Below are 25,060 nucleotides of genomic sequence, written 5' to 3' on the forward strand. Positions count from 1 at the left end.
CGACAACGCTCGTTGACAACGTATCGGCCGTAGCGAGCGGGTGTCAGGCTAGGCGGACGGAGCGCAGGAACCGGAGCGTACTTCCTGTACGTGAGGATTCCGAGCACCGCCCAACGACGCCTGGCGCCCGCGCAGTAGGCTTGCTTATTCGTTCGTGAAGATGGAACCCAGGCGTTCCATGCGCTCCAAGGCCATGCCACAGCCACGGACGACGCAGGTCAACGGGTCTTCGGCCACGAGGACCGGCAGGCCGGTTTCCTCGGCCAGCAGGCGGTCCAGGTCGCGCAGCAGCGCGCCGCCGCCGGTCAGCATCATGCCGCGCTCGGCGATGTCGGCGCCCAGTTCCGGCGGGGTCTGCTCCAGCGCGTTCTTCACGGCCGAGACGATCTGGTTCAGCGGATCGGTCAGCGCTTCCAGGATCTCGTTGGACGAGATCGTGAAGCTGCGCGGCACGCCTTCGCTGAGGTTGCGACCCTTGACCTCCATCTCCTTGACCTCGGAGCCGGGGAAGGCCGAGCCGATGTTCTTCTTGATGGATTCCGCCGTCGGCTCGCCGATCAGCATGCCGTAGTTGCGGCGGATGTAGTTGATGATGGCCTCGTCGAACTTGTCGCCGCCGACGCGGACCGAGCCCTTGTAGACCATGCCGCCCAGCGAGATCACGCCGACTTCCGTCGTGCCGCCGCCGATGTCGATGACCATCGAGCCCGACGCTTCCGACACCGGCAGGCCGGCGCCGATCGCGGCGGCCATCGGCTCCTCGATCAGGTAGACCTCCGAGGCGCCCGCGCCCAGCGCGGCGTCGCGGATCGCGCGCTTCTCGACCTGCGTGGAACCGCAGGGGACGCAGATGATGATGCGGGGCGAGGGACGCAGCAGCTTGGTGTCGTGCACCATCTTGATGAACTGCTTGATCATCTGCTCCGTCACCACGAAGTCGGCGATCACGCCGTCCTTCATCGGGCGGATCGCCTCGATGTTGCCGGGGACCTTGCCCAGCATGGCCTTGGCTTCGTGGCCGACGGCCTGGATCGTTTTCTTGCCGTTGGGACCGCCTTCATGGCGGATGGCGACGACGGAGGGCTCGTCCAGCACCACGCCTTTTCCGCGGACGTAGATCAGCGTGTTGGCGGTGCCCAGGTCGATGGCGAGGTCGGTAGAGAAGTAGCGGCGCAGGGAGGCGAACATGTGTGTAGGCAAGACCTGGACAAGACGCTTCGGCACCTGGAGCCGCCCGTCATCGTCGAACTACACGCAATCGGCGGCATTCGACGGCATCAAGCGGCGTTCGTCTGCGTTCTGTCCGGGCGGCTGCGATTCGGGGCGGTTCGGGTCGGGGTACCGCGCGGACCGGCGGCGTCCGCGCGAGCGAGATTCCTTGCCATAAGGAACGAGGCTGCGCTGGCAGCCTCGGCTCATGGAGATAAGCGGGGATAATAACTGATCACCCCCTGGTTTGGCCCGTCTGCAAGGCTTCCGTCAGCGTTCATCGAATGATTCGCGCGCCGGGCGCCCAGCCTGTCCGACCGGCCCACGAGACATTCCCCATGGCACTCACCCACGACGACGTCAGCCGCATCGCCAAACTGGCGCGGCTGCAACTTTCCGGCGACGAGCAGGCCGCCCTGCTGCCGCAGCTCAACGGCTTCTTCTCGATCGTCGAGCAGATGAGCGCGGTCGACACCAGCGGCGTCGATCCCCTCTACACGCCGCTGTCGGCGGTCCAAGAAGTGGCCCTGCGGCTGCGCGAGGACCGCGTCACCGAAGCCGACCAGCGCGAGCTCAACCAGCGCAGCGCTCCCGCCGTCGAGGACGGCCTGTTCCTGGTCCCGAAAGTCATCGAATGACCCCGTCCCTCCACCACCTCGGCGTGGCCGAGCTCGGCCGCGCCTTGCGCGCCAAGACCGTCTCCAGCACCGAGCTGACGCAACATCTGCTTGCGCGTGTTGCCGCGACGAAGGATCTCGGCGCCTTCCTGCATGTCGACGAGGCCTACGCGCTCGCCCGGGCCAAGGAGGCGGACGCACGCCTGGCGCAGGGCGAAGCCGGCGCGCTGATCGGCGTGCCGCTCGCGCACAAGGACATCTTCGTCACCCGTGACATGCCGACCACGGCCGGTTCGAAGATGCTCGAGGGCTACCTCAGCCCCTTCGATGCCACCGTCGTCGAGCGCCTGAACGCCGCCGGCACCGTCTCGCTGGGCAAGCTGAACTGCGACGAGTTCGCGATGGGCTCGGCCAACGAGAACAGCGCCTACTTCAAGGCGCTGAATCCCTGGGACCGCACCCGCGTGCCTGGCGGCTCCTCGGGCGGCTCGGCCGTGGCGGTGGCCGCGGGCCTCGTCCCCGCGACGACCGGCACCGACACCGGCGGGTCGATCCGCCAGCCGGCCAGCTTCTCGGGCATCACCGGCATCAAGCCGACCTACGGCGTGTGCTCGCGCTACGGGATGATCGCGTTCGCCTCCAGCCTGGACCAGGCGGGCGTGTTCGCGCGTTCGGCCGAGGACTGCGCGCTGCTGCTGTCGGCGATGAGCGGCTTCGACGAACGCGACGCCACCAGCGTCCAGCAACCGCCGCAGGACTTCGGCGCGCAGATGCTGACGGCGCGTGAAGGCGCCACCGCGGCGCAGCCGCTCAAGGGCCTGCGCATCGGCCTGCCGAAGGAATTCTTCCCGGCCGCGCTTTCCGCCGACGTGGACGGCGCCGTTCGCGCCGGTCTGGCGGAGCTGGAGAAGCTGGGCGCGACGCTGGTCGACGTGTCGCTGCCGCGCACCGAGCTCGCGATTCCCGTCTACTACATCATCGCCCCGGCCGAGGCGAGCTCGAACCTGTCGCGCTTCGACGGCGTGCGCTATGGTCACCGCACGTCCGCCGCCTTCGATCCTGCGGACAAGCTGAACTCGGCGCTCGACCAGATGTACCGCAAGACCCGCGCCGAAGGTTTCGGCGCCGAGGTCAAGCGCCGGATCATGATCGGCAGCTACGTGCTCTCGCACGGCTACTACGACGCCTACTACCTGCAGGCGCAGAAGCTGCGCCGCATGATCGCGGACGACTTCCAGCAGGCCTTCCAGCACTGCGACCTGATCGCCGGCCCGGTGGCGCCGACGGTCGCGTGGAAGCAGGGCGAGGGCGCGGACGATCCGGTCAAGGCCTACCTGGCCGACATCTTCACGCTGCCCGGCTCGCTGGCCGGCCTGCCCGGCATGAGCGTGCCGGTCGGCAACGGCGAAGGCGGCATGCCGGTGGGCCTGCAGCTGCTGGGCAACTACTTCAGGGAAGGCACGCTGCTGCACGCCGCGCACGCGCTGCAGCAGGCCACCGACTGGCACCGCCAGACACCGGCGGGGGTGTGAACGACATGAGCAAGAACAGTCAACTGGTGCGGGGCTACGAGGTCGTCATCGGCCTGGAGAACCACGTCCAACTCTCGACCGAATCGAAGATCTTCAGCGGGTCGTCGACCGCCTTCGGCGCGGCGCCCAACACGCAGGCCAGCGCGGTCGACCTGGCGCTGCCGGGCACGCTGCCGGTGCTGAACCGCGGCGCGGTCGAGCGCGCCATCCGCTTCGGCCTGTCGGTCGGCGCAAAGGTGGCGCCGCTGTCGATCTTCGCGCGCAAGAACTACTTCTATCCGGACCTGCCCAAGGGCTACCAGATCAGCCAGTACGAGATCCCCGTCGTGCAGGGCGGCCACATCGAGTTCTTCGTCGGCGACGAGAAGAAGGTCGTGAAGCTCACCCGTGCCCACCTCGAGGAGGACGCCGGCAAGAGCCTGCACGAGGACTACCACGGCCAGTCGGGCATCGACCTGAACCGCGCCGGCACGCCGCTGCTGGAGATCGTCTCGGAGCCCGAGATGCGCTCCGGCGCCGAGGCCGTCGAATACGCCAGGACGCTGCACGCGCTGGTGATGTGGCTGGGCATCTGCGACGGCAACATGCAGGAGGGCTCGTTCCGCTGCGACGTCAACGTCTCGGTGCGCAAGCCCGGCGCGCCCTTCGGCACGCGCCGCGAGATCAAGAACCTGAACAGCTTCCGCCATCTGGTCGACGCAGTGGACTTCGAGGTCAACTGGCAGATCGACCAGATCGAGGACGGCCTGGCGATCCAACAGGCGACGGTGCTCTACAACGAGAACACCGGCGAGACCCGCGCGATGCGCACCAAGGAAGATGCGGCGGACTACCGCTACTTCCCCGATCCGGACCTGCCGCCGCTGATGATCTCGGCCGAATGGATCGACCGCGTGCGCGGCGAGATGCCCGAGCTGCCGACGGTGATGGCGGCGCGTTTCCAGGAGACCGACGGCCTGCCCGCCTACGACGCGACGATGATGACGCAGAGCCTGGCCACGGCGCGCTTCTACGAAGCCGCCCGCGACCTGTGCGGCGCGCCCAAGCTGGTCGCGAACTGGCTGATGGGCGAGGTGTCGCGCCGGCTGAACAGCGAGGAGCGTGGCATCGAGAGCGCTCCGGTGTCGCCAGCGCAACTGGGCGCGCTGATCAAGCGCATCCAGGATGGCACGATCAACAACAACTCGGCCAAGCAGGTGTTCGAGGCGCTGTGGACGGGCGAGGGCGCCGATGTCGACGCGATCATCGACGCCAAGGACCTGAAGCAGTCCAACGACACCGGCGAGATCGAACGCATCCTGGACGAGGTGCTCGCCGCCAACGCCAAGTCGGTCGAGGAGTTCCGCGCCGGCAAGGAGAAGGCGTTCAACGCGCTGGTCGGCCAGGCGATGAAGGCGGCCAAGGGCAAGGCCAATCCGGCCACTGTCAATGAGCTGCTGAAGAAGAAGCTCGGCGCCTGAGCCGTGGGGCCGGCTGCACGCCGGCCCGAGGTGTTTCCACGGCCGCTGCGGCCGCGGGCGTCAGCGTCCGCTGGCCGGCGAGGCCTGCACTGGCGGCTTCACCGGCGCCGTCGGCTCCAGGGAGCCCGGCGCCGCGCCGGCCCACAGCCGCTTCAGTCGCGCGAGTTCCTCGTCATAGATCTTGTTGACGCGCACGATCTCGGCCTTCTGGTTGTCGATCGACTCGCGTTGTGCGGCGGCCGAGGCATCGTTCATGTCGAGTTGATGCTGCAGCTTCAGGGGCATGCGCTTGCTCTTGTAGAACTCGGCCTCCTCAATCATCGGCTTGCGTTCCGTCGCCAGCACCTGCAGGCGCTTCTCGGACTGCTGCATCGCCTCGCGGATGTCATCGAGCGCCGCTTCCCGCGCGCGCTGATGCGCGGCGAGGTCGGCATACCGTTGCAGCAGGTTGCGGTCGCGCCGGACCGCATCCTGCTGGGCGGCCCGCTGGACCTCCTCCATGCGTTTGCGCTGGTCGGCTACCGCCTGCTCCTCGGGCGTCAACGCCGGGGGCATCATCTTGCGGACGGAGCCGTCGGAGTTCAATACACGCTGCTCGCGCGCCTGGCATTCAGGGATCGGACGGTCGGAAGTCAGGCGACGGCCATCAGGCGTCGTGCAGGTGTAGATGCTGGAAGTCGATGTCGACTTCGTCTGCGCCAGCGCGACACCCGCCGGCGCAACGGCCAGCAGCAGGCCAGACAACGCCGAGGTCGCGATCGATCGGGACAGCAGACGGCGTGAGAGGAAAGCGCTCATCAGACTCCGTAGCGATCTCTGTAGGCATGGACCGCTGTCGCATGGGCGGACGCGGCGGTACTGCTGGTGGTCTGCAGATACTGGAGCAGATCCGACAGTCCCGCGATGGCGACGACCGGCAGTTTCAACTGGTCACGCACGTACTGTACCGCCGACCACGGCAGATCCTGGCCGTTCTCGGCGGCCTTCTCCTGACGATCCAGCGCGATGGCCACGCCGCAGGGCGTGGCGCCGGCCGCCTGGATCATCGAGATCGACTCGCGCACCGAGGTGCCGGCGGAGATGACGTCGTCGATGATCAGCACGCGTCCCTGCACCTTGGCGCCGACCAGCGTCCCACCCTCGCCATGGTCCTTCGCCTCCTTGCGGTTGTAGGCGAACGGCTTGTTGTGGCCCAGACGCGCCAGTTCGATCGCGACCGCAGCGGCCAGCGTGATGCCCTTGTAGGCGGGGCCGAAGATCATGTCGAACTCCACGCCCGAGGCCAGCAGCCGCTGCGCATAGAACTGCGCGAGCCGGCCGATCTTGAGGCCGTCGTCGAACAGGCCGGCATTGAAGAAGTACGGGCTGAGGCGGCCCGCCTTGGTCTTGAACTCGCCGAAGCGCAGCACGCCGGTATCGACGGCGAAGGCGACGAATTCCTGGGCCAGGTCGTCCTGGGAATCCTGCAGGGAGGCGGCGGAGGTCATGGCGGCGCGACGTCGGGACGTGTCAGTGAAATTGGGGCGGAATTGTAGGGCGCGGGTCGTCGCCACCCCGAGGGTGACGCAGAGTGTCATGTCGCCTGAATCCAGCCTTTCAAGCAAGAAGAAGGCCTGCTCCGTCGCCGGAAGCAGGCCCGATTTTTGCAGGGCGGCGCGCCGGCCGCTCTGCTGCGCGAGAGGACGCGGTTCAGCCGATCAGAAGATCGCCTTGAACTGGACGCCGTAGGTGCGCGGGTCGTTGATGAAGCCGGTGTTGTTGTTGAAGTCGATCGCGCCCGTCACACGGATCTGGTCCGTGATGTTGCGGACGAAGCCGGCGACTTCGTACTTGCCGTTGCTCCAGATGTAGCCCACGCGCAGGCCGCCTTCGGTCAGCGACTTGCCGGTGAACTCCTTGGCCTCGTACAGGAAGAAGTTGACCTTCGAGCGGTAGGCCCAGTCGGTGTAGATGTAGAACTCGTTGCCGGCCGCGGTCGGGATCGAATAACGCGCGGTCAGGTTGGCGACCCACTTCGGCGCGTTCGGCAGCGGATTGCCGTCGATGCTGTAGTTGGTCGTCGAGCCCGCCACCAGCGGATCCGTCATCGTGCAACCGCCGCCGCAGGCCGGCAGCGACAGCGTGTTGTCGCGGATCTTGGTGTTGTTCAGGCTGCCGCCCAGGGTGATCAGCAGTTGATCGACCGGCAGGACTTCCAGGTTCAGTTCGACGCCGTTGCCTTCAGCCTTCTTGGCGTTCAGCAGACGGTTGGCGTTGTTCTGGCCGCCGACGGCGGTCAGCTGCAGGTCCTTCACGGTATAGGTGAAGGCGCTGGCCGACAGGCGCGCGCGACGGTCCCAGAAGTCCGACTTCACGCCCACCTCATAGGACGTGACGTTTTCCGGATCGGCCTGCGACTGGCCGGCGAAGCGCGACGCGCCCTGGACCGACGAGGCGCGGAAGCCGGTGGCCACGCGCGCATACAGGTTGGTGTCCTTCGTGACCTTGTAGGTCCCGGACACGTCCCAGTTCCACTTGGAGTCCTTGGTGTCGGCCGTGATGCCGGTGGACGTATTCAGGTCGGTGTAGTCGCTGGAGACCTTCACGTCCTTCTTGTCGTGCGTGAAGCGCAGGCCGCCGCGGAGCTGGAAGTCCTGCGTGACGGCGTAGTTCACCGAGCCGAAGGCCGCCCAGGCGGTGTTCTTCTGGTAGGTGTCGACATAACCGGCGGCCAGTCCGGTCGAGGTCGTGTAGTCGGTGCTGCGGGCGGTGTAGCGCTCGTCGAAGAGGTACAGGCCGCCTTGCCAGCGCAGCGGGCCGGCCGCGGCGGACTCGACGCGGAACTCCTGCGTGATCTGGCGATGGCCGCTCATCGAGCTCGACGACTCGGCCGGGAAGGTCGCCTGGCCTTCCTGCGTGTACGGCTTGGGACCGAAGTACTGGAAGCCGCCATCCACGTCGCCGCGGCTGAAGGGGCGCACCGACTCGTAGCCGGTGATCGAGTACAGGTTGATCGCGCCCAGGCCCCAACGCAGGCGGGCACTGCCGCCGGTGGCGTGCAGGGTCTGCTCGTTGACGCCGTCGGTGTAGGCCTTCTCCGGATCGAAGCCGTCGACCAGGTCGTTGGTGCCGGTCTTGATGATCGACGAGCGGAACACGCGCGCGCTGCCCTTCAGGTCGCGGCCGTGGAAGTTGAACAGCGCGCTGAAATCCTTGTGCGGCTGATACAGCGCCTGCAGGCGCAGGGCGCGGTCGTCGTAACCCTCGAGCTCGCCGGTCTTGCCGGTCGGCACCTGGTTCTTGACCCAGTCGTCGCGATGCTGGATCTGTGCGGAGATGCGGGCCGCCCAGTCGCCGGTCAGCGGCACGTTGGCGGCGCCTTCCAGGTTCATCGTGCCGTAGTTGCCGTACGAGACGTTCAGGTAGCCTTCCTGGCGCTGCGACGGCTTCACCGAATCGAACTTCACCACGCCGGCCGGCGTGTTGCGGCCGTAGAGCGTGCCCTGCGGGCCCGCCACCACTTCGACGGCGGCCAGGTCGAAGGCCGGGAAGCCCTTCAGGATGGGGTTCTCCTGGACCACGTCGTCATACACCAGCGAGACCGGTTGCGACGCGTTCAGGCGGAAGTCGGTGTTGCCGTAGCCGCGGATGTAGAAACGCGGGAAGGCACGACCGAACGACGATTCGATGTTCAGGCTGGGCACGCGGCCCGACAGGAAGCGCACGTCCTGGCCCGCCGAATTCAGCACATCCAGCTTCTCGCCGGAGATCTTCGTGACCGCGTTCGGCACTTCCTTGATGTTCTCGACCCGGCGCTCGGCGGTGATCGTCACCGTCTCCAGCTGCCCCTTCTCCTTGGTGGCCGCATCGGTGGCGTCCTGGGCCAGCGCAGGCCAGGCGAGCAAGGCCAGCGACACGGCCGCGGCGGCCTCGCGCAGGGCCGGAACGGCGGCACGCTGGGTGGCGAATCGATTCATGGGGGAGTACTCCGGGGAAGGATGGGGAAACCGGGGGTACCGGCTGCGACACCGATGGGTAAACCGAGGTCGCAGGCAGCAAAAATGTGGGCGCGGGTTGGCGCGGTGGACGCGAATCTAGCAAGTTCGTCATAAAGACGTCACCCCACGCACCATGGAGGTGCGGTTTCTGTTGCCCAAATACTGCACCTGCTCGCGTGTCGCCCGAATGGGCGTGGACGGCGCACGGTGCGGGCGCTAACTGGTGCAGCGCCACCCCTCGGCGGCGGGCATGTTCCGCCCGGCTGCTGCCAACTTCGGAACGGGGCTTTGCGATACTGCCGCCCTCTTTCAGGGGCCCCGTCCATGCGCTTCATCACCCTCAACCTCAACGGCATCCGCTCGGCCGCCACCAAAGGCGTCTTCGACTGGTTGCCGCCACAGCAGGCCGACGTGGTCGGCGTCCAGGAACTCAAGGCGCAAGCCGACGTCGTCGAATCCCAGTTCGCCGGCTACGACACCCTGACCGGCCACTTCCACTACGCGCAGAAGAAGGGCTACTCCGGCGTCGGCCTCTACACGAAGGAAACGCCCAGCGACGTGATCGTCGGCTTCGGCAGCAGCGAGTTCGACAACGAGGGCCGCTGGATCGAGAAGCGCTTCGACAAGCCCGGCCGCAAGCTCAGCCTCATCAGCTGCTACTTCCCCAGCGGCTCCAGCGGCGAGGAGCGCCAGGCCGCGAAGTTCCGCTTCCTGGCGGAGATGTACCCCTACCTGATGGCCCTGCGCGCGGAGCGCGAGTTCATCCTCGTGGCCGACGTCAACATCGCCCACAAGGAAATCGACCTGAAGAACTGGAAGGGCAACCGCAAGAACAGCGGTTTCCTGCCCGAGGAGCGCGACTGGATGACGCGACTGCTCGAGAAGGACATCGGCCTCGTGGACGTCTTCCGCGTCCTCAACGACAAGCCCGAGCAATACACCTGGTGGAGCAACCGCGGCCAGGCATGGGCGAAGAACGTGGGCTGGCGGCTGGACTACCACCTGGCCACACCCGGCATGGCCCATCTGGCCACGCGGGAAGCCATCTACCTGGACCAGCGCTTCAGCGACCATGCGCCGCTGACGATCGATTACGACTTCAAGTTCTGAGGTTTTGTTCGGGTGCTCCGGCGACACCGCCGGTTTCCCCCGGCGCTCACAGTCTTCCCTGCGGTCCAGGGTTCGCTCCGGGGAAACCGGCGGTGTCGCCGTCGAACTGAGGACGGTCTCGAGGGTGGGGGTGGGGTGCGGGCGGGGCGAGTTCAGTCGACCTTCGCGCCGGACACCTTCACCACCTTGGCCCACTTGGTCGTCTCCCGGGCGATGAGCGCGGCGAACTCGGCACTCGTGCCGCCGCCGGCCACCGCGCCCTGCGCGGCCAGACGCTCCTTGATGACGGGCGTCGCCAGGGCCTTCGCCACCTCGCGCTGCACGCGCGCGACCTGATCCGCCGGCTGCGAGATCGGCGCCAGCAACCCGAACCACGACGAGGCCTCGAACCCCTTGAGCTCCGGCACGCCGCTCTCGGCGATCGTCGGCAGGTCGGGCAGGGCCTCGCTGCGCTTCGCACTGGTGACCGCGATCGCCTTGAGCTTGCCGGACTTGATGTGCGGCAGCGCGGAGGGCAGGTTGTCGAACATCAGGTCCATGTTCCCGCCCATCAGGTCCAGCAGCGCCGGACCCGAGCCGCGGTACGGGAAATGGATCATGTAGGTGCCGGTGAGGCTCTTGAACAGCTCCCCCGCGAGGTGGATCGACGTGCCGTTGCCGCTGGAGCACATGTTCAGCTTGCCCGGATTGGCCTTGGCGACGCGGGCCAGGTCGGCCACGCTGTTGATGCCGTACTTCTGCGCATTCGCCGGATTCATGACCAGCACGTTGGGCACCGCAGCGACCAGCGTGATGGGCGCGAAGTCCTTGACCGGGTCGAAAGGCATCTTCGGATACAGCGACTGGTTGATCGCGTGCGTGCCCACGGTGCCCATCAGCAGCGAGTGCCCGTCGGTCGCATGCGCCACGTCGGCAGAGCCGGTGTTGCCGCCCGCGCCGGGCTTGTTCTCGACGATGACCGGCTGGCCGAGCGCCTTCTGCAGTTCGGGCGCCATCGCGCGCGCCATGAGGTCGGTGGTGCCGGCCGGCGGGAAGGGCACGACGATGCGCAGCGGCCGGGAGGGCCAGGTCGATTGCGCGCGGACGAGGTCCGGCAGCCAGACAGTGGACGACAGCGCCAGCAGCGCGCGGCGGTTCAGGCTCATGGGGGCGTCTCCGATGTTGTGATCTTGGCCGCCCCAGTATGGGCGACTAGCCGGCGCCGGGGACCTCGGGGGATTCCGGACCCAGGAGCGTCTGGAGCTGCACGCGTTCGGAGCTGCAGGCCGCGTCGAAGTCGGCCTCGATCTGGATCAGCGCCTGGGCATCGCCGGCCTCGACGGTGACGATGCCGCGTGCGCGGTTGCGGCCCTGCGACTTGGCGGTGTAGAGCGCCATGTCGGCCCAGTTGACCGCCTGCTCCCAGTGCAGGGCGAGCTGCGCCGGCGGCAGCGGGAAATGCGCGAAGCCGATGGAGCAGGTCACGCGCAAGGGTCCCGCCGCGGTCTCCACCGGCTGTCCGCCGACGATGAACAGGACGCGTTCGGCCAGCAGTTGCAGCTGGTCGGGCGCGACGTTGCGCGCGAAGACCAGGAACTCCTCGCCGCCCCAGCGCACGACCAGGTCCTCCGCCCGCACCGCCTGCGCAATGCGCCGCGACACCTCGATGATCACGGCATCGCCGGCCGCATGGCCGTGGCGGTCGTTGACGTGCTTGAAGTGATCGATGTCGATCATCAGCAGCGCGCCGGTGAACATGTCCTTCGCATGGCGGTCCATGACCGCGAGGAAGTGCCGGCGGTTGGCGAGATCCGTCAGCGGGTCGCGCTCGCTCTGGGCGCGCAGCAGGCTCTGGTTGGCCTTGAGCCTGCGGTTGGCCTCGCGCACACGCGCCAGCATCACGCCGATCAGGATCAGCGACAGACCGAGCAGCGCCGCCAGGCCGACGCCGACGTACTGCGCCAGCCGGCGGTTGCCGAGCTCACGGTCCTGGAGTGTCTGCTCGCGCCGCAGCAGCTCGAGATCGCGCTGCTTGGCCTCGCTGTCGTACTTCAGCCGCAGTTGCTGCAGTGAGGACTCGCGGTTGCGGCGCGCCGTGTCGGCGCTGAGCGCGCGCTCCTCGTGATAGAGCCGCAGCGCTTCCCTGGCCTGGCCGACCTTCGCATAGGCCTCGCCCAGCTCCCGCAGCTGCAGCGCACGACGCACCGGATCGAAGTCGCCCTGCGCCATCTCGAGCACGCGCGCGCTCTCGCGCCGCGCCGCCTCGAACTGGCGCTGCTGGACCAGCGCCACCGACAGGTTGTGGCGCAGCGTGCGCTCGACCGTCTGGTCGTTGTAGAACTGCACGACCGGCAGCGCCAGCCGCGCGAGCTGCACCGCCTTGGCCGACTGGTCGGTGTGGATGTAGGCATCGAGCAGGTTGTTCTGCAACAGTGCCACGTCGCGTCGGCCGCCCGACTGCTCGGCGAGCCGCAGCGCGTCCTCCAGCGCGGCCAGCTGTGCGGTCCGGTCCCCGCGCCGGGACGCGACCATCGACTCGACCATCTTCGCGCGGCTCATCGCCGAGACGTCGCCCTGCGCAAGCTGCCAGGCCTGCGTCATCCACTGCTGGGCCGCGGCCGCCTCATCCCGGACCTGGCTGTTGACCGCCAGCGATCCCATCATCGTGCCGGTCACGCTGTGGTCCTGGACGGCCTGCGCCAGCGACAGCGCCCGCCGCAACGAGGTCTCCGCGAAGGCGTACTCGCCACGCGCACCCTGGGCCCGCGCGACCAGCCGCAGGGCCTGGATCATCACGCGCGCATCACAGCCGGGGGAATCGCCGCCGCCGTCGCTGCGGGCGCACAAGCCGGCGCCAGTTCATCCAGCGCCAGTTGCGCCATCTCGCCGGAGCGGCCCGTCTGTCCCTGCCGGTCCTGCAACTCGGCCAGCAGCATGCGTGACAGCGGGCGGCCGCCCGGCTTCGCCTCCAGTTCCCGGGCGATGCGGCGCACGTCGTCGGGGCGCCCGGCCTGGACCGCGTTGCGGCCCAGCGTGTACTCGATGTGGAGCCGATGCGGCGCATGCGCCGGCTCCGCGAGCAGCACGCGCAGCTGCTGGGCGGCCTTCTCCGGCTCGTTGTAGCCGAAGCGGTCCAGCTGGGCGAGCTGGGCATCCAGCGCACGGTCGGGGATCTCCGCGCGCGCCGGTGCCGCGGCGAGGCCCAGCAGGGCCGCCGTCACCGCAGCGATCAGGCAGGCGCGGGCCATCATGCGCGCGCCTCCTGCGTCGGCCCGAGCAGGCTGACCAGCTGGACCTGCCCCTGGTGCCAGGCGGACTCGATGCGCCCCGCCAGCGCGAGCAGCTGGTCGACGTCGCGCGCCTGCATCGCCGCCACGCCATAGGCCTTGTTCCGGCCATGCGCCTTGGCCATGTACATCACCGTGTCGACAAGATCGATGGCCCGCTCCCAGGCCAGCGTCAGGTCCTGCGGCGCCATCGGGAAGCTCGCGAAGCCGATGGACGCGCTGATCGGGATATGCAACGGCCCGTGATCGACCGGCTGGCCGCCGATCTGGTCCAGCAGCCGCTGGCCGAGCTGGCGCGCGTCCTCGGTCGCCTCGGAGTTCACCAGGATCAGGAACTCCTCCCCGCCCCAGCGCACGACCAGGTCCTGTTCGCGCAGCACGCCACGCAGGCGGCGCGCCACCTCGACCAGCACCGTGTCGCCGGCCGCATGGCCCCATTGGTCGTTGATGCGCTTGAAGTGATCGATGTCGATCAGGAACAGGCTGCCGCGCAGCCCGCCTTCTCGGGTGCGTTGCGCGATGGCCTGCTGGAAGTGGCGCCGGTTCGCGAGTCCCGTCAGCGGGTCGCGCTCGCTCTGCACGCGCAGCGATTCGTTGGTCTGCGCCAGCGCGGCGTTCGTGCGGCGGATGCGCCGGTAGGCCAACGCCAGCAGGGCGCCGGACAGCAGGACGCAGCCGCCGACTTCCGCCCACAGCTTCAGCTGCAGATCGCGGGTGCGGATCTGCTCGGCCTTGAGGCTGTTGTCCTGGTTGAGCAACTTGATCTCGCGCTGGCGCTGCTGGTCCTCGAAGCGCGCCTGCGCCTCCAGCACCGCCTTGCGGGTCTCGTCGCGCAGCACCTCGTCGAATTCCCTGCGGGACTGATGGAAGGCCTGGACTGCGCCGGGCAGGTCGTCGAACTTCTCCAGGTAGGTGCCCAGCTCCAGCCAGGATTCGGCCGTGTAGCTGCCGGCCTCACGCTGGGCATCCATCGTGATCGCCTGCAGCACGTCGCGCTTGCCCTCCTCCAGCTTGCGCAGGCCGATCTTGGCGATGCCCGAGTTGTAGCGCGCGAGGATCTCCGTCGAGATGTCACCGGTCTCGTGCGCCAGGGCCAGGCTTTGCGTCGACAGGTCCAGCGCCCGCGCATAGTTGCCGCTGCGCAGTTCGTAGTCCGCCAGGTTGCCCAGCGCGAGGGCCTGCAGACCCGGCGCCTGCGCCTCGCGCGCGTATTGCAGCGCCTGTTCCCGCGCCTGCTGGCTGAACTTCGGATCCTCGTCCTGCGAGTGCACGATGCCCAGGATGGTGTGGACCTGATACAGCAGCACGGGGTCCGGGTCCTGTTGCGCGGCGCCCAGCGCCTCGCGCACGGTCCGCTTGGCATGGTCGGTCTGCTGACTGCGGTAGTAGTTGAAGGCGAGGGTCGCCTCCGTGGCCGCGGCGCGCCAGCGCGACCCCATCGCCCGCGCCTGCTCGAGCGCCTTCAGGCCGCTCTCGACCGCCGCATCGACTTCGCCGTAGTCGCCCTGGATGTAGGCGCGCAGTTCGGTGGCGCGCCACATCAGGCGCCGGTCCGCGGTCGCGGCGTCGATGTCGGCCAGACCGCCCAGCAGCCGGGCGCCGGCGCCCAGTTCGCCGTTGGCCTTCAGCCATTGCGCACGCGCCAGCATCAGCGCCAGCGGGATCTGCCCCCGCGCCGGCGCGGCCTCGGGCCAGGCCTTGAGCTCCTCCAGCGCCGCCTCATGGCCGCTGCGGTCGCGCAGTTGCGCGAGCAGGGCCGCGCGCTGGCTCAGCGCTTCCAGGCGCTCGGCGCTGCCGACCTCGGCGCGGGTCTCGATCGCCTGCAGCTCGCGCACGTGCTCGCGGGGATGCGCCTGGCCGACGCGCTCCTGCTGCTCGAGTTCGGCCTGCAGCGCGCGATCCTGCACCGCGGGCCCGGCCGAGGCGGGAGTCCCGCGCGAGCCGGCGCCGTCACCCGGGCCGCACGCGGACAGCAACGGCAGCGTCAGGGCCACGGCAAGCGCCAGGACCGGGACGCGAAGGGCCGCGAGCGCACGCGTCTGCCTGCCGGCCACGCCCACCGACGACTGTGCTTCCACCGCTGCTCGCAACACCCCAACCTTGCTCATCGTGCTGATGTCGAGTTGTACGTCCCGTGACTGGCGTCTCGGCCTTGTCGACCCGGTGAAGCGTGCACGAGTTCGCAACCGTGCACGCGGTGTGGGGTCAGTCCGTGCGGCCGCGCCGGAGCAGCGCATGCAGCAGGATCGCGCCGAAGGTGGCGGTACCGATGCCGCCCAGGGTAAACCCACCCAGCTTCAAGGTGAAGTCACCCGTGCCGATCACCAGCGTGATCGCGGCCACCATCAGGTTGCGCGGGTCGCGGAAGTCGACCTGGTGGTCCACCCAGATGCGCGCGCCAGCGATCGCGATCAGGCCGAACACCACGATGCTGACACCGCCCATCACGGCCAGCGGGATGGCCTGGATCAGGGCGCCGAACTTCGGCGAGAAGCCCAGCGCCAGCGCCATCAGCGCCGCGAAGACGAAGACCGCCGTCGAGTAGATGCGGGTCGCGGCCATCACGCCGATGTTCTCGGCGTAGGTCGTGACGCCGGTGCCGCCGACGGCGCCGCTGGCGATCGTCGCGAGTCCGTCGCCGATGAAGGCGCGGCCCAGGAAGGGCGTCATGTCGCGGCCCGTCATCGCCCCGACCGCCTTCAGGTGGCCGAGGTTCTCCGCGACCAGGATCAGCGCGACCGGCGCGATCATCAGCATCGCCGCGCCGTCGAAGACCGGCGCATGGAACTGCGGCAGACCGATCCATGCCGCCGCCGCGACCTTCGACAGGTCGATCGGCGCGCCCAGGCCGAAACCGTTGGCCAGCAGCGCGTAGATCAGGCTGGCCTGGATCAGGCCCGCGAGGATCAGCAGGCGCTGCAGCATCCCGCGCGCGAAGACCGCGACCACGGCGACGCTGACGAAGGTCGCCGCCTGCATCCAGGCATCGAAGGGGGTCGGCGCCATGTTCTTGATCGGCACCGAGGCGAGGTTGAGCCCGATCACCGCGACCACCGCGCCGGTCACCACGGGGGGCATCAGCTTCTCGACCCAGCCGCTGCCGGTGGCCGAGACGAGCAGGCCGATGGCGGTGTACAGCACGCCGCAGGCGATGATGCCGCCCAGCGCGAGCGGCAGGTTGGGATTGGGGCCGCTGCCGGCATACCCGGTCGCGGCGATGACCACGCCGATGAACGCGAAGCTCGAGCCCAGGTAGCTCGGGACGCGGCCGCCGGTCAGGAAGAAGAAGAGCAGCGTGCCCACGCCGCTCATCAGCACGGCGACGTTGGGATCGAAGCCCATCAGCAGCGGCGCCAGCACGGTGGCGCCGAACATGGCGATCACATGTTGCAGGCCGAGCGCCGCGGTCTGCGGCCAGGACAGGCGTTCATCGGGGGCAATCGCCTTCTCGGGGCCGACGGTCACGGGCCGCCAGCGCATCAACCACGCCATGGACTTACCTCAATGGGACAAGCCATCGAGTGTAAGGAGCGCTCATGGCATCGCCACTCCGGCTTATCCCGTGACCGGGTGGGGGCTCGGCAGCGGACCGGCGGCCAGACGGGCGAAGTGGGCGAGGAGCGGTCTCGGCCTCGGGCCAGGACTCAGAACAGCACCATGTCGTGGTTGCGTCGCGGCAGTTGCTTCAGCAGCCGGCGCCACGAGACCCAGGCACGCCAGAGTGCGCCGCCGAACAGAAGGCTCAGGATCAGCAGGACGGTCATGGTCGACTCCTTGAAGGTCGGGGAACGACGCTGCGGCAGCGGCCGTCAGCGACTTCGCACGATCGTGCGAAATTGGTGGTCGCGATGAGGCCGATGCGGTTCATGGGCAGCGGCCTCAGGCGGGGGAAGTGGGGGAAGAAGCGGTGGAAGGCAGGGCGCCCGGGACCAGCGCGGGCGCCATCAGGCGGCGGTAGCTGGTCCAGGCCCGATCGACGGCGTCCGGCGTACGCAGGAAGCGCACCTCGCGGACCAGCGCGGTGAACAGGCCGTCGAGCTCGAAGATCAGCTGATCGAGGTCGGCGTCGGCGCGCAGCTGGCCGGCGTCCTGCGCCTGCAACAGCGTGCGCCGCAACGTGGCGCGCCAGCGGCGGACACCGTCCAGCAGATGGTCGCGCATCGCTTCGTCTCGGTCGTCGTACTCGAAGGCACCTGCGACATACAGGCAGTTGCCGTGCGGCCCCTCGACGCGGTGCAACCAGGCTCGCACCATGGCATCCATCCGCGGCAGGCCGCGCGGCTCGCGCAGCGCCGGCAGGATGACCTCCTGCTGGAAGACCTTCTCGAACGCGTCGAGCACCGCAGCCTGCAAGGCCTCGCGCGAGCCGATCCGCGAGAACACGCCGCTCTTGGACAGGTTCAGCCGCTTGGCCACCTCCCCGATCGACAGGCTGTCCAGACCGTCCAGGCGCGCCATCTCCAGCGCGACATCGACGATGGCGCTCTGGGTCAGCTCGCTGCGGGCAGTCTTGGCTTCCATGGAACAGAATTTAGCACGGTCGTGCGAAGTCTGCAGACCGCCACGATGCCGGGGACGAGGGACGGGTCATTCGTCCGCGTCGTCCGCGCTGTTGGCGCTGCTGGCGCTGCTGGCGTTGCGGGACAGGTCGGAGGAGCCGGACACCTCGTCGCCCTCGATGGCAGCGTCGACGCCGCCCACCGGCGGACGGCCGCGGCGCGGCGCGGGGGACAGCGCCGGCTTGATGCCGCGGCGCCTGAGCGCCTCCCGCAGCAGCAGTTCGATCTGCGCATTGGACGAGCGCAATTCGATCGCGGCCAAGCGCTCGATCTCCTCCCACAACGCCGGATCGAGGCGCAGCGGAAACTGCTTCTTGCCGGGACTGCCCATGGCTGCGTGGCTCCGTGGCTCCGTCGTCAACGGCCCGGGCGGCGATGAGGCGCGCGCGGTCTCTGGCGGTCGCCGGTGGACGTAGACGTAGACGTAGAGGTAGATGAGGACGAGGCCCGACGATCGGGCAACCGGAAGATCCACAGCACCACGCCCACCCAAGCCACCATGGCCGCGGTCCACAGCACGCCGCCCGCCAGGGGGAGCCGGGGATCCAGCGGCCAATGCATCACCGACGCCAGCGTCATCACGGTCGATCCCGCCTGTTGCAGCACGATCAGCAGTCCGAGCGGCCACATCAGCCGACCCAGCAGGACCAGCGTCGTCGCGCGGCGCTCCGGCGCCATCCAGTAGTCCTTGTTGGGCATGTTCAACACGCCGGTGAAGTGCCGGGCGACGAAAGCCACGCCCCAGGTGCACAACGCGGGCACGAGCACGCCCATGCCGAGGGAGATCGCCACGAAGGCGTCCCGGCTCCAGGTCTTGCCCCCTGGCGACGCATCCATCACCACGGCGGGCAACGATCCCGCCGACAGCAGGATGAACGAGAGGTGCGCGCCCCAGACCGCGATGAACAGGGCCCGCCAGGGGTTCCAGCCGCTGCGTTTCCGGGGATCGACCGTCGTCGCGGCCGTCCCGGCCGATGGGGTGCGTGATGTCGTGGCCATGCCCGCTCCCGGGATGCGATCAGTTGTAGAGCGTGCCCGCATTGATGATCGGCTGCGTGTCCTTGTCGGAGCACAGCACCACCAGCAGGTTGGACACCATCGCCGCCTTGCGCTCATCGTCGAGCTGCACGATCTCGCGCTCGCTCAGGCCCTTGAGCGCTTCCTCGACCATGCTGACCGCGCCGTGCACGATCTTCTTGCGGGCGCTGATGATGGCCTCGGCCTGCTGGCGACGCAGCATCACCTGCGCGATCTCCGGCGCGTAGGCCAGGTGCGTCAGCATGGCCGTCTCGACGCTGACACCGGCGGGCTGGAGACGCGCCTGCAGCTCGGCGATCATCGCGGCCATCACCTCGTCGGCACCGGCGCGCAGCGTGATCTCCTGGCTGTCGATGTCGTCGCCCTCGTCATACGCGAACTGCGAGGCGACATGCCGGATCGCGGCTTCCGCCTGGATGCTCACGTACTGCTCGAAGTCGTCGACCTCGAACACCGCGCGCGCCGTGTCCTCGACGCGCCACACCACCGCGGCGCTGATCTCGACCGGATTGCCGCGCTTGTCGTTGACCTTCAGCGTCGGTGCGTCCAGGTTACGCGCGCGCAGCGACAGCCGGCGCTTGGCCATGAACAGCGGGATCGTCCAGCGCAGCCCGGAGACACGGTCGGTCCCGACGTAGCGGCCGAAGAGCGTCAGCAGGCGCGCCTCGTTGGGCTGCTGGATGTACAGGCCCGACAGCAGGATCAGGCCGGCCACGATCAGCGCCAGCTGCGGCAGGCCGACCGCGTCATGGCCCAGCGCGAAGAAGCGCCAGCCCGCGAAGGCCAGCAGGCCCAGGCCGATCAGCAGCGCGGCGTAGCCGTTGGCCGTCCCGGCACGGCGCTCCATCGTCGCCGGCGCGGCGGCGCGCGACAGGGGGTCTTCGGGACTGCGGTCGTGCTCATCACCAACTCCTCCAAAAAGGTGATATCACTTTAAGCCCCGGACGCTGGGTTGCGCAAGCCCTGGCCCCCGATCTCCCCCAACAGAGGGGCCAGAAAGCAGAAAGCGCCCACGAGGGGCGCTTCCGAAGGACTTCTGCCGGTGGGGCCAGCGGCCGCCGCCGTACTCAGGCGCCCTTGCGCGCCAGCGGCAGCAGGAAGTTGGCGACGGCGATGCACCGCTGGCCGAGTTCTTCCTCGCTGACGCGCAGTCCGAAACCGGCCATCGCCGGCGACGTCAGATAACGCCCGCCGATCGCCACGGTCGGCACGCCGTCGATGTTGTACTGGTTCTGCAGCTTCTCGGCCTGCTGGCTCTTGGTCTGCACGGTGAAGGAGTTGTAGGTCTCCTTGAACTTGGCCGGATCCACGCCCAGCGGCGCCAGGAACTTCGCCATCGAGTCCACGTCGGACAGGGCCTGGCCGCCGCGGTGGATCGCGTTGAAGATGGCCGGGCGCACCTGGGCTTCCTTGCCCATCGCTTCCAGCGTGAAGAACAACTGCTGGTGGATCTTCACGTTGGCGCGGAAGGCCACGTGGACCTTGCGGTACACCACGTCCGCGGGCAGCTGCTTGGCCCAGGCCTCGATCGTCGGCTCGAAGACGTAGCAGTGCGGGCAGCCGTACCAGAAGAACTCGATCACCTCGATCTTGCCCGGCGTCGAGCCCGCCACCGGCGTGGCCAGGCGCTGGTACTGGCGGCCCTCGACCGGGCCGCCCTGCGCCTGCGCCGGCGCGCCGGCGAGGAGCACACCACCGCCCGCGGCGGTCGACAGGGCCGTGAGGGCGTTGAATTCGCGACGCTTCATCTTCGATTCCTTGTTGGGTTCCGCTGCGACCGGCGCCGCAGCGGCCGGTCATCCTAGAAAGTCAAACTTAGAGCGGCATTAACGTTGCATGACGGCTGTATCGGGGTGATACGCGCGTCGTACGGACGTTCAGCGCTGGATCGCCACGAGGTTGGCCTCGACACCGGCGCCTTCGAGCTTCTTCTGCTGCGCCTCGGCCTCGTCGCGCGTGTCGAACGGGCCCAGGCGGACACGGAACACCGTGCGGCCGGACTGCTCGCGTTCCATCACCTTGGCCGAGAAGCCCTGGATCGCCAGCTTGGCGCGCTGCTGCTCGGCGTCTTCCATGCGCGTGTAGGCGCCGGCCTGGACGAAGAAGCTGCCGCGCGAGCCGTCGGGACGCGCGCCGTCGGCGCGCGGCTCGGTGGGACGCTGCTCCGGCTTGACGGACGGGATCTGGCTCTGGGCCTGCGGCTGAACCGCCGGGGTGCGTTCCACCGGACGGCCTTCGACCGCCGGTGCCGGCGTCGTTCCCGTGCTGACCTGCGGCGCCGGCGGGGTCGCGGGCGGCGTCACCGCCGGCGTCACCACGCCCGACGCGGCCTTCGCCCCGGCGCGCCCGGCCAGCGGCGCGTTCGGGTCCCAGTTGCGGTTGCGTTCGGCTTCCTGGGCGTCCTGCTCCGCGGTGCGCTGCGGCAGCTTGTTGACGAACGGCACCGGGGCCTTCGTCACGTACAGGGCCACGCCCAGCGCGATCCCCAGCCCCAGCAGCAGGCCCACGATCAGGCCCATGGCGAATCCGCCGCGCTGCTTCTGTTTACTCATTGCTGCTCCTGCGAGTCACGTTCCATCGCGTCCGGGGCCGACACCCCCAGCACCGCCAGCGCGTTGCGCATCACCTGCCGCGTCGCGGCCAGCAGCGCCAGGCGCGCGCGCGTCAGGGCCGGGTCGTCGCCCAGCACGCGTTCGGCGCCATAGTAGCTGTGCAGCGCGCCGGCGAGGTCGCGCAGATAGAACGCGACGTCGTGCGGGGCCAGGTCTTGTGCCGCCGCGGTCAGCATGCGCGGATAGTCCGCCAGCTTGAGCATCAGCGCGGCTTCGGTCGGCGCGTTCAGCAGCGACAGGTCGGCGCCGGCCACGGCGGCCTCGTCGTGGCCCTGTTCCGCGCCCTTGCGCAGCACCGAGCAGATGCGCGCATGCGCGTACTGCACGTAGAACACGGGGTTCTCATCGTTGGCCTTGAGCGCGAGATCGACGTCGAAGATGAACTCCGTGTCGGCCTTGCGGCTGATCAGGAAGAAGCGCACCGCGTCGCGGCTGGTCCAGTCGATCAGGTCGCGCAGCGTGACGTAGCTGCCGGCGCGCTTGGAGATCTTGACCTCCTTGCCGTCCTTCATGACGGTGACCATCTTGTGCAGCACGTAGTCCGGGAAGCCCTCCGGGATGCCGACGCCGGTGGCCTGCAGGCCGCCGCGCACGCGGGCGATCGTGCCATGGTGGTCGCTGCCCTGCACGTTGATGCACTTGGAGAAGCCGCGCTTGAACTTGTTGACGTGGTACGCGACGTCCGGGACGAAGTAAGTAAAGGTGCCGTCGGACTTGCGCATCACGCGGTCCTTGTCGTCGCCGTAGTCGGTCGCGCGCAGCCACAGCGCGCCGCCGTCCTCATACGTCTTCCCGTTGGCGACAATGCGCGCCACCGCGTCCTCGACCTGGCCGCCGCTGTACAGCGAGGACTCGAGGAAGTAGTTGTCGAAGCGCAGCCCGAACGCCTGCAGGTCCAAGTCCTGCTCATGCCGCAGGAAGGCCACGGCGAACTGGCGGATCGAGTCGATGTCCTCCGGATCGCCCGACGCGGTGAACTCGCGATCGTCGGCCTTCACCGTCTCCTTGCGCAGGAAGGCCTCGGCGATATCCTGGATGTACTCGCCGTTGTAGAACTTCTTGCTTTCGGGGTTGTCTTCCTCGGTCGGCCAGATGGGGTCGCCCGGCTTGAAGCCCTTGATGCGCAGCTGCGTGCTGTGCGCCAGCGTCCCGATCTGCACGCCGGCATCGTTGTAATAGAACTCGCGGCTGACCTTCCAGCCCTGCGACTGGAACAGGTGGCAGAGCGAATCGCCCAGCGCCGCCTGGCGCGCGTGACCGACGTGCAGCGGGCCGGTCGGGTTGGCGGAGACGAACTCGACCAGCGCCGAGGTGTCGCGCGCCGGCTGGTGGCCGAAGCGCGACGTCGCCGCGAACACCTCGCCGACCACGGCCTGGCGGGCCGCCGGCTTCAGCCGGATGTTGATGAAACCGGGGCCGGCGATCTCCAGCGCATCGACCCAGCGCTCGAACGCGGGCTGCGCCTGCAGCTGGGCGATCAGCGTCTGCGCCAGTTCGCGCGGGTTCTTCTTCAGCGCCTTGGACAGCTGCATCGCCGCCGTGCAGGCGAAGTCGCCGTGGGAGGCTTGCTTGGGGTTCTCGAAGGCGGCGGCGGGCGCGGCCTTGATGAGGCCGGCGTCGACGGCCTCCTGGCTCAGGCCCTGGAGCACGGTGCCGAGGGCGGCGAGCAATTCCTGCTTGGCTTGGATCATGGGGCCGCATTTTAGGGGACCTCCCCTGTAAGAGACCGTGGCACCCCTTGCCCGCACCCTCTCCCTGGGGCAGGATGGCCCTCCGATGAGCGCCTCCGACGATCTCCGTCCCTCCACCTTTTCCGAATCGACGCTCGGCGGACTGGCCGACCTGCCGGAGCAGATCGGCAAGTACCGCGTGCTGAGACGGCTGGGCGAAGGCGCGACCAGCGACGTGTTCCTGGCGATGGACGACTTCAAGGGCCAGGAGGTCGCCATCAAGCGCATGCGCGCCTGGTCGGCCGGCGGCCGCAGCGAGGAAGACACGCTCAGCATCCGCTTCTTCGCCGCCGAGGCCGCGCTGGCCGGCCGGCTGCAGCACCCGAACGTCGTGCAGATCCTCGACGCGGTGCAGGACGGCGATCTTCCCTACCTGGTGATGGAGTTCGTCCACGGCGTCACGCTGAAGCACTTCTGCCGCAACGACCGGTTGCTGCCGTTGGACCAGATCGTCGAACTCGGCTTCAAGTGCGCGATGGCGCTGTCCTACGTGTTCCGTCAGGGCGTCGTGCATCGCGACATCAAGCCGGCGAACCTGCTGGCGGTGCTCGACAGCCAGGGTCAGGTCACCGACGTCAAGGTCAGCGACTTCGGCAGCGCGCTCAACCTCAATGCCGACATGACGCAGGTGCATCGCGTCGGTTCGCTGGCCTACATGCCGCCGGAGCAGATCGAGGGCGGCGACGTCGGCGCGCAGGCCGACATCTACGCGCTGGGCGCCGTGCTGTACCACATGGTCTGCGGCCGCCCGCCCTTCGACGCGCCCAACCAGATGGCGCTGATGCATCAGATCTACCACCAGGCGCCGCAACCGCTGCTCGGACAGCGCGGCGGCGTGACGGCGGAGCTGGACGCGGTCATCCAGCGCGCGCTCTACAAGCACCCGTCCGAGCGCTATCCCGACTGGGAGTCCTTCGGCCAGGCGCTGTCGGAACTCGTCGCGAAGCAGTTGGTGCCCCTGGCGCGGCTCAACGAGGTGAAGGACTCGGAGCGTTTCAACCTGCTGCGCGGGCTGGAGTTCTTCGCGGGCTTCGGCGACGTCGAGCTCTGGGAAGTCGTGCGGCGCGCGCGGTGGCGCCGTTATCCGCTCGACTACCTGCTGTTCAAGAAGGGCCAGGAAGGCAACACCTTCCACATCATCACGCAGGGCGAGGTCGAGGTCTGGCGCGACGGCGCGCTGGTCGCGACGCTGGGCACCGGCACCTCGGTCGGCGAGATGGCCTACCTGGCGCCGAATCCCGACCTGCGCCGCCACAGCACCGACATCAAGGTGACCCAACTTTGCACAACCGTGTCGTTCACGCCGGACTCGCTGGGGCAGCTCAGCCCCGAGTGCCAGCACCGTTTCGACCGGGCTTTCATACAGGTTCTTGTCAGGCGGCTCCACCTCGCCCATGAGGCGCTGGCGTCTCCTCGTCGGATCATGTGAGTGAACGACCGACTCGCGCCTGCAGATGGGCGTCGAATCGTGTCGACTGAAGCGGGTCACCCATTCTCTTGACGGCCGTCAACCGCTCTTGAGAGCCGTCCGTTGCTGTGCTCAACTGCCCACAGGTCCTTCCCCAACCCCCTGTAGCCCCGTAGGAGAGAGTGATGAAACACCTGACCCCGACCTCGCTGTTCGCCGGTGCCCTGCTCGCGCTGGCCGCGCTGGGCGCCCACGCTGCGGACGATGCCAAGCCGAAGAAGGAGCTGACGCCTCAGCAGCAGCGCATGTCCGATTGCAGCAAGCAGTCCAAGGGCATGAGCAAGGACGAGAAGAGTCCCTTCATGAGCGCGTGCCTCAAGGGCGAGGCCGCGTCGGCCCCCGCGAAGAAGCTGACGCCGCAGCAGCAGAAGATGTCGACCTGCAATGCCGACTTCAAGACCTCGGGCAAGAAGAGCGCCGAGCACAAGGCCTTCATGAAGGAGTGCCTGGCGGCGAAGTAACGCAACGCCGCATTGGGCGCC

Annotated in this window: 22 protein-coding genes and 1 other RNA gene; 6 read left to right on the forward strand and 17 right to left on the reverse strand. The window is 68.4% G+C overall.

Annotation, left to right across the window (positions count from 1 at the left end; genetic code table 11):
* Nucleotides 1–10 precede the first annotated feature (10 nt).
* Both ACQ859_RS01425 and ACQ859_RS01430 read right to left on the reverse strand, forming a co-directional pair.
* Nucleotides 11–92: non-coding RNA, sX9 sRNA (locus ACQ859_RS01425), on the reverse strand.
* 52 nt (nt 93–144) lie between these two features.
* The gene (locus tag ACQ859_RS01430) at nt 145–1,188 is read right to left on the reverse strand and encodes a rod shape-determining protein (RefSeq protein ID WP_067280645.1); all 1,044 of its coding nucleotides are present in this window, start codon (nt 1,186–1,188) and stop codon (nt 145–147) included.
* A gap of 359 nt (nt 1,189–1,547) precedes the next feature.
* Here ACQ859_RS01430 and gatC point away from each other — a divergent pair, with 359 nt between their 5' ends.
* Genes gatC through gatB form a run of 3 tightly spaced genes read left to right on the forward strand, consistent with a single transcriptional unit; the run spans nt 1,548 to nt 4,818 of the window.
* Nucleotides 1,548–1,847: an Asp-tRNA(Asn)/Glu-tRNA(Gln) amidotransferase subunit GatC gene (gene gatC, locus ACQ859_RS01435; RefSeq protein WP_431264293.1), complete on the forward strand. Its 300-nt coding sequence runs from the start codon at nt 1,548–1,550 to the stop codon at nt 1,845–1,847.
* Nucleotides 1,844–3,358 carry an Asp-tRNA(Asn)/Glu-tRNA(Gln) amidotransferase subunit GatA gene (gatA, locus tag ACQ859_RS01440; protein ID WP_431264294.1) on the forward strand — a complete coding sequence of 505 codons (1,515 nt, stop codon included), beginning with the start codon at nt 1,844–1,846 and terminating at the stop codon, nt 3,356–3,358. The genes gatC and gatA overlap by 4 nt, the downstream gene beginning before the upstream one ends.
* A gap of 5 nt (nt 3,359–3,363) precedes the next feature.
* Entirely contained in the window at nt 3,364–4,818 is a 1,455-nt protein-coding gene (gene gatB, locus ACQ859_RS01445; RefSeq protein ID WP_431264295.1) for an Asp-tRNA(Asn)/Glu-tRNA(Gln) amidotransferase subunit GatB, read from the forward strand.
* A gap of 60 nt (nt 4,819–4,878) precedes the next feature.
* Here gatB and ACQ859_RS01450 read toward each other — a convergent pair whose 3' ends face one another.
* The 3 genes from ACQ859_RS01450 to ACQ859_RS01460 all read right to left on the reverse strand — a co-directional run bounded on the left by ACQ859_RS01450 (nt 4,879) and on the right by ACQ859_RS01460 (nt 8,774).
* Nucleotides 4,879–5,616 (reverse strand): hypothetical protein, encoded by a 738-nt coding sequence (locus tag ACQ859_RS01450; RefSeq protein WP_431264296.1) that lies wholly within the window; start codon nt 5,614–5,616, stop codon nt 4,879–4,881.
* Nucleotides 5,616–6,305: an orotate phosphoribosyltransferase gene (pyrE, locus tag ACQ859_RS01455; protein WP_431264297.1), complete on the reverse strand. Its 690-nt coding sequence runs from the start codon at nt 6,303–6,305 to the stop codon at nt 5,616–5,618. The genes ACQ859_RS01450 and pyrE overlap by 1 nt, the downstream gene beginning before the upstream one ends.
* Before the next feature lie 210 nt (nt 6,306–6,515).
* On the reverse strand, nt 6,516–8,774 hold the full coding sequence (locus ACQ859_RS01460) for a TonB-dependent receptor (protein WP_431264298.1): 2,259 nt from the start codon (nt 8,772–8,774) through the stop codon (nt 6,516–6,518).
* A 345-nt stretch (nt 8,775–9,119) separates the two neighbouring features.
* On the opposite strand from ACQ859_RS01460, the gene ACQ859_RS01465 reads away from it, so the two are divergent.
* Nucleotides 9,120–9,905, forward strand: coding sequence for an exodeoxyribonuclease III (locus ACQ859_RS01465; RefSeq protein ID WP_431260072.1), 786 nt, complete (start codon nt 9,120–9,122; stop codon nt 9,903–9,905).
* A gap of 152 nt (nt 9,906–10,057) precedes the next feature.
* Here the strand turns inward: ACQ859_RS01465 and ACQ859_RS01470 are convergent, their stop codons facing one another.
* The 12 genes from ACQ859_RS01470 to argS form a co-directional block, all read right to left on the reverse strand.
* Nucleotides 10,058–11,050: a Bug family tripartite tricarboxylate transporter substrate binding protein gene (locus tag ACQ859_RS01470; protein WP_431264299.1), complete on the reverse strand. Its 993-nt coding sequence runs from the start codon at nt 11,048–11,050 to the stop codon at nt 10,058–10,060.
* Between the two features lie 46 nt (nt 11,051–11,096).
* Nucleotides 11,097–12,677: a diguanylate cyclase domain-containing protein gene (locus tag ACQ859_RS01475; protein ID WP_431264300.1), complete on the reverse strand. Its 1,581-nt coding sequence runs from the start codon at nt 12,675–12,677 to the stop codon at nt 11,097–11,099.
* Entirely contained in the window at nt 12,677–13,135 is a 459-nt protein-coding gene (locus tag ACQ859_RS01480) for a hypothetical protein (protein WP_431264301.1), read from the reverse strand. The genes ACQ859_RS01475 and ACQ859_RS01480 overlap by 1 nt, the downstream gene beginning before the upstream one ends.
* The gene (locus ACQ859_RS01485; protein WP_431264302.1) at nt 13,132–15,279 is read right to left on the reverse strand and encodes a diguanylate cyclase domain-containing protein; all 2,148 of its coding nucleotides are present in this window, start codon (nt 15,277–15,279) and stop codon (nt 13,132–13,134) included. Before ACQ859_RS01485 ends, ACQ859_RS01480 begins: the two co-directional genes overlap by 4 nt.
* 97 nt (nt 15,280–15,376) lie before the next feature.
* Complete coding sequence (locus tag ACQ859_RS01490; protein WP_431264303.1) at nt 15,377–16,663, reverse strand: solute carrier family 23 protein; 1,287 nt, start codon at nt 16,661–16,663, stop codon at nt 15,377–15,379.
* A gap of 387 nt (nt 16,664–17,050) precedes the next feature.
* Complete coding sequence (locus ACQ859_RS01495) at nt 17,051–17,692, reverse strand: TetR/AcrR family transcriptional regulator (RefSeq protein ID WP_431264304.1); 642 nt, start codon at nt 17,690–17,692, stop codon at nt 17,051–17,053.
* Nucleotides 17,693–17,758: 66 nt separating this feature from the next.
* The gene (locus ACQ859_RS01500; protein WP_431264305.1) at nt 17,759–18,061 is read right to left on the reverse strand and encodes a hypothetical protein; all 303 of its coding nucleotides are present in this window, start codon (nt 18,059–18,061) and stop codon (nt 17,759–17,761) included.
* Between the two features lie 26 nt (nt 18,062–18,087).
* Nucleotides 18,088–18,729, reverse strand: coding sequence for a hypothetical protein (locus tag ACQ859_RS01505; RefSeq protein WP_431264306.1), 642 nt, complete (start codon nt 18,727–18,729; stop codon nt 18,088–18,090).
* Nucleotides 18,730–18,748: 19 nt separating this feature from the next.
* Nucleotides 18,749–19,615, reverse strand: coding sequence for an SPFH domain-containing protein (locus tag ACQ859_RS01510; protein ID WP_431264307.1), 867 nt, complete (start codon nt 19,613–19,615; stop codon nt 18,749–18,751).
* 220 nt (nt 19,616–19,835) lie between these two features.
* Nucleotides 19,836–20,516, reverse strand: a complete 681-nt coding sequence (locus ACQ859_RS01515) for a thiol:disulfide interchange protein DsbA/DsbL (protein WP_431264308.1) — start codon at nt 20,514–20,516, stop codon at nt 19,836–19,838.
* Nucleotides 20,517–20,645: 129 nt separating this feature from the next.
* A complete protein-coding gene (locus tag ACQ859_RS01520; RefSeq protein WP_431264309.1) occupies nt 20,646–21,320 on the reverse strand; it encodes an SPOR domain-containing protein in 675 nt (224 codons plus the stop codon).
* Nucleotides 21,317–23,071: an arginine--tRNA ligase gene (gene argS, locus ACQ859_RS01525; protein WP_431264310.1), complete on the reverse strand. Its 1,755-nt coding sequence runs from the start codon at nt 23,069–23,071 to the stop codon at nt 21,317–21,319. The genes ACQ859_RS01520 and argS overlap by 4 nt, the downstream gene beginning before the upstream one ends.
* Nucleotides 23,072–23,156: 85 nt before the next feature.
* Here argS and ACQ859_RS01530 point away from each other — a divergent pair, with 85 nt between their 5' ends.
* A complete protein-coding gene (locus tag ACQ859_RS01530) occupies nt 23,157–24,539 on the forward strand; it encodes a serine/threonine-protein kinase (RefSeq protein ID WP_431264311.1) in 1,383 nt (460 codons plus the stop codon).
* 164 nt (nt 24,540–24,703) lie between these two features.
* On the forward strand, nt 24,704–25,039 hold the full coding sequence (locus ACQ859_RS01535) for a PsiF family protein (protein ID WP_431264312.1): 336 nt from the start codon (nt 24,704–24,706) through the stop codon (nt 25,037–25,039).
* The last annotated feature ends 21 nt before the right edge of the window (nt 25,040–25,060 follow it).

It is taken from the genome of Roseateles chitinivorans, assembly GCF_050632235.1.
Taxonomy (GTDB): Bacteria; Pseudomonadota; Gammaproteobacteria; order Burkholderiales; family Burkholderiaceae_C; genus Roseateles; species Roseateles chitinivorans_A.

Coding starts and splice junctions, on each gene's coding strand:
- ACQ859_RS01430 (WP_067280645.1), bottom strand. CDS start 1,188: ATGTTCGCCTCCCTGCGCCGCTACTTCTCTACCGACCTCGCCATCGAC.
- gatC (WP_431264293.1), top strand. CDS start 1,548: ATGGCACTCACCCACGACGACGTCAGCCGCATCGCCAAACTGGCGCGG.
- gatA (WP_431264294.1), top strand. CDS start 1,844: ATGACCCCGTCCCTCCACCACCTCGGCGTGGCCGAGCTCGGCCGCGCC.
- gatB (WP_431264295.1), top strand. CDS start 3,364: ATGAGCAAGAACAGTCAACTGGTGCGGGGCTACGAGGTCGTCATCGGC.
- ACQ859_RS01450 (WP_431264296.1), bottom strand. CDS start 5,616: ATGAGCGCTTTCCTCTCACGCCGTCTGCTGTCCCGATCGATCGCGACC.
- pyrE (WP_431264297.1), bottom strand. CDS start 6,305: ATGACCTCCGCCGCCTCCCTGCAGGATTCCCAGGACGACCTGGCCCAG.
- ACQ859_RS01460 (WP_431264298.1), bottom strand. CDS start 8,774: ATGAATCGATTCGCCACCCAGCGTGCCGCCGTTCCGGCCCTGCGCGAG.
- ACQ859_RS01465 (WP_431260072.1), top strand. CDS start 9,120: ATGCGCTTCATCACCCTCAACCTCAACGGCATCCGCTCGGCCGCCACC.
- ACQ859_RS01470 (WP_431264299.1), bottom strand. CDS start 11,050: ATGAGCCTGAACCGCCGCGCGCTGCTGGCGCTGTCGTCCACTGTCTGG.
- ACQ859_RS01475 (WP_431264300.1), bottom strand. CDS start 12,677: ATGATCCAGGCCCTGCGGCTGGTCGCGCGGGCCCAGGGTGCGCGTGGC.
- ACQ859_RS01480 (WP_431264301.1), bottom strand. CDS start 13,135: ATGATGGCCCGCGCCTGCCTGATCGCTGCGGTGACGGCGGCCCTGCTG.
- ACQ859_RS01485 (WP_431264302.1), bottom strand. CDS start 15,279: ATGAGCAAGGTTGGGGTGTTGCGAGCAGCGGTGGAAGCACAGTCGTCG.
- ACQ859_RS01490 (WP_431264303.1), bottom strand. CDS start 16,663: ATGGCGTGGTTGATGCGCTGGCGGCCCGTGACCGTCGGCCCCGAGAAG.
- ACQ859_RS01495 (WP_431264304.1), bottom strand. CDS start 17,692: ATGGAAGCCAAGACTGCCCGCAGCGAGCTGACCCAGAGCGCCATCGTC.
- ACQ859_RS01500 (WP_431264305.1), bottom strand. CDS start 18,061: ATGGGCAGTCCCGGCAAGAAGCAGTTTCCGCTGCGCCTCGATCCGGCG.
- ACQ859_RS01505 (WP_431264306.1), bottom strand. CDS start 18,729: ATGGCCACGACATCACGCACCCCATCGGCCGGGACGGCCGCGACGACG.
- ACQ859_RS01510 (WP_431264307.1), bottom strand. CDS start 19,615: ATGGAGCGCCGTGCCGGGACGGCCAACGGCTACGCCGCGCTGCTGATC.
- ACQ859_RS01515 (WP_431264308.1), bottom strand. CDS start 20,516: ATGAAGCGTCGCGAATTCAACGCCCTCACGGCCCTGTCGACCGCCGCG.
- ACQ859_RS01520 (WP_431264309.1), bottom strand. CDS start 21,320: ATGAGTAAACAGAAGCAGCGCGGCGGATTCGCCATGGGCCTGATCGTG.
- argS (WP_431264310.1), bottom strand. CDS start 23,071: ATGATCCAAGCCAAGCAGGAATTGCTCGCCGCCCTCGGCACCGTGCTC.
- ACQ859_RS01530 (WP_431264311.1), top strand. CDS start 23,157: ATGAGCGCCTCCGACGATCTCCGTCCCTCCACCTTTTCCGAATCGACG.
- ACQ859_RS01535 (WP_431264312.1), top strand. CDS start 24,704: ATGAAACACCTGACCCCGACCTCGCTGTTCGCCGGTGCCCTGCTCGCG.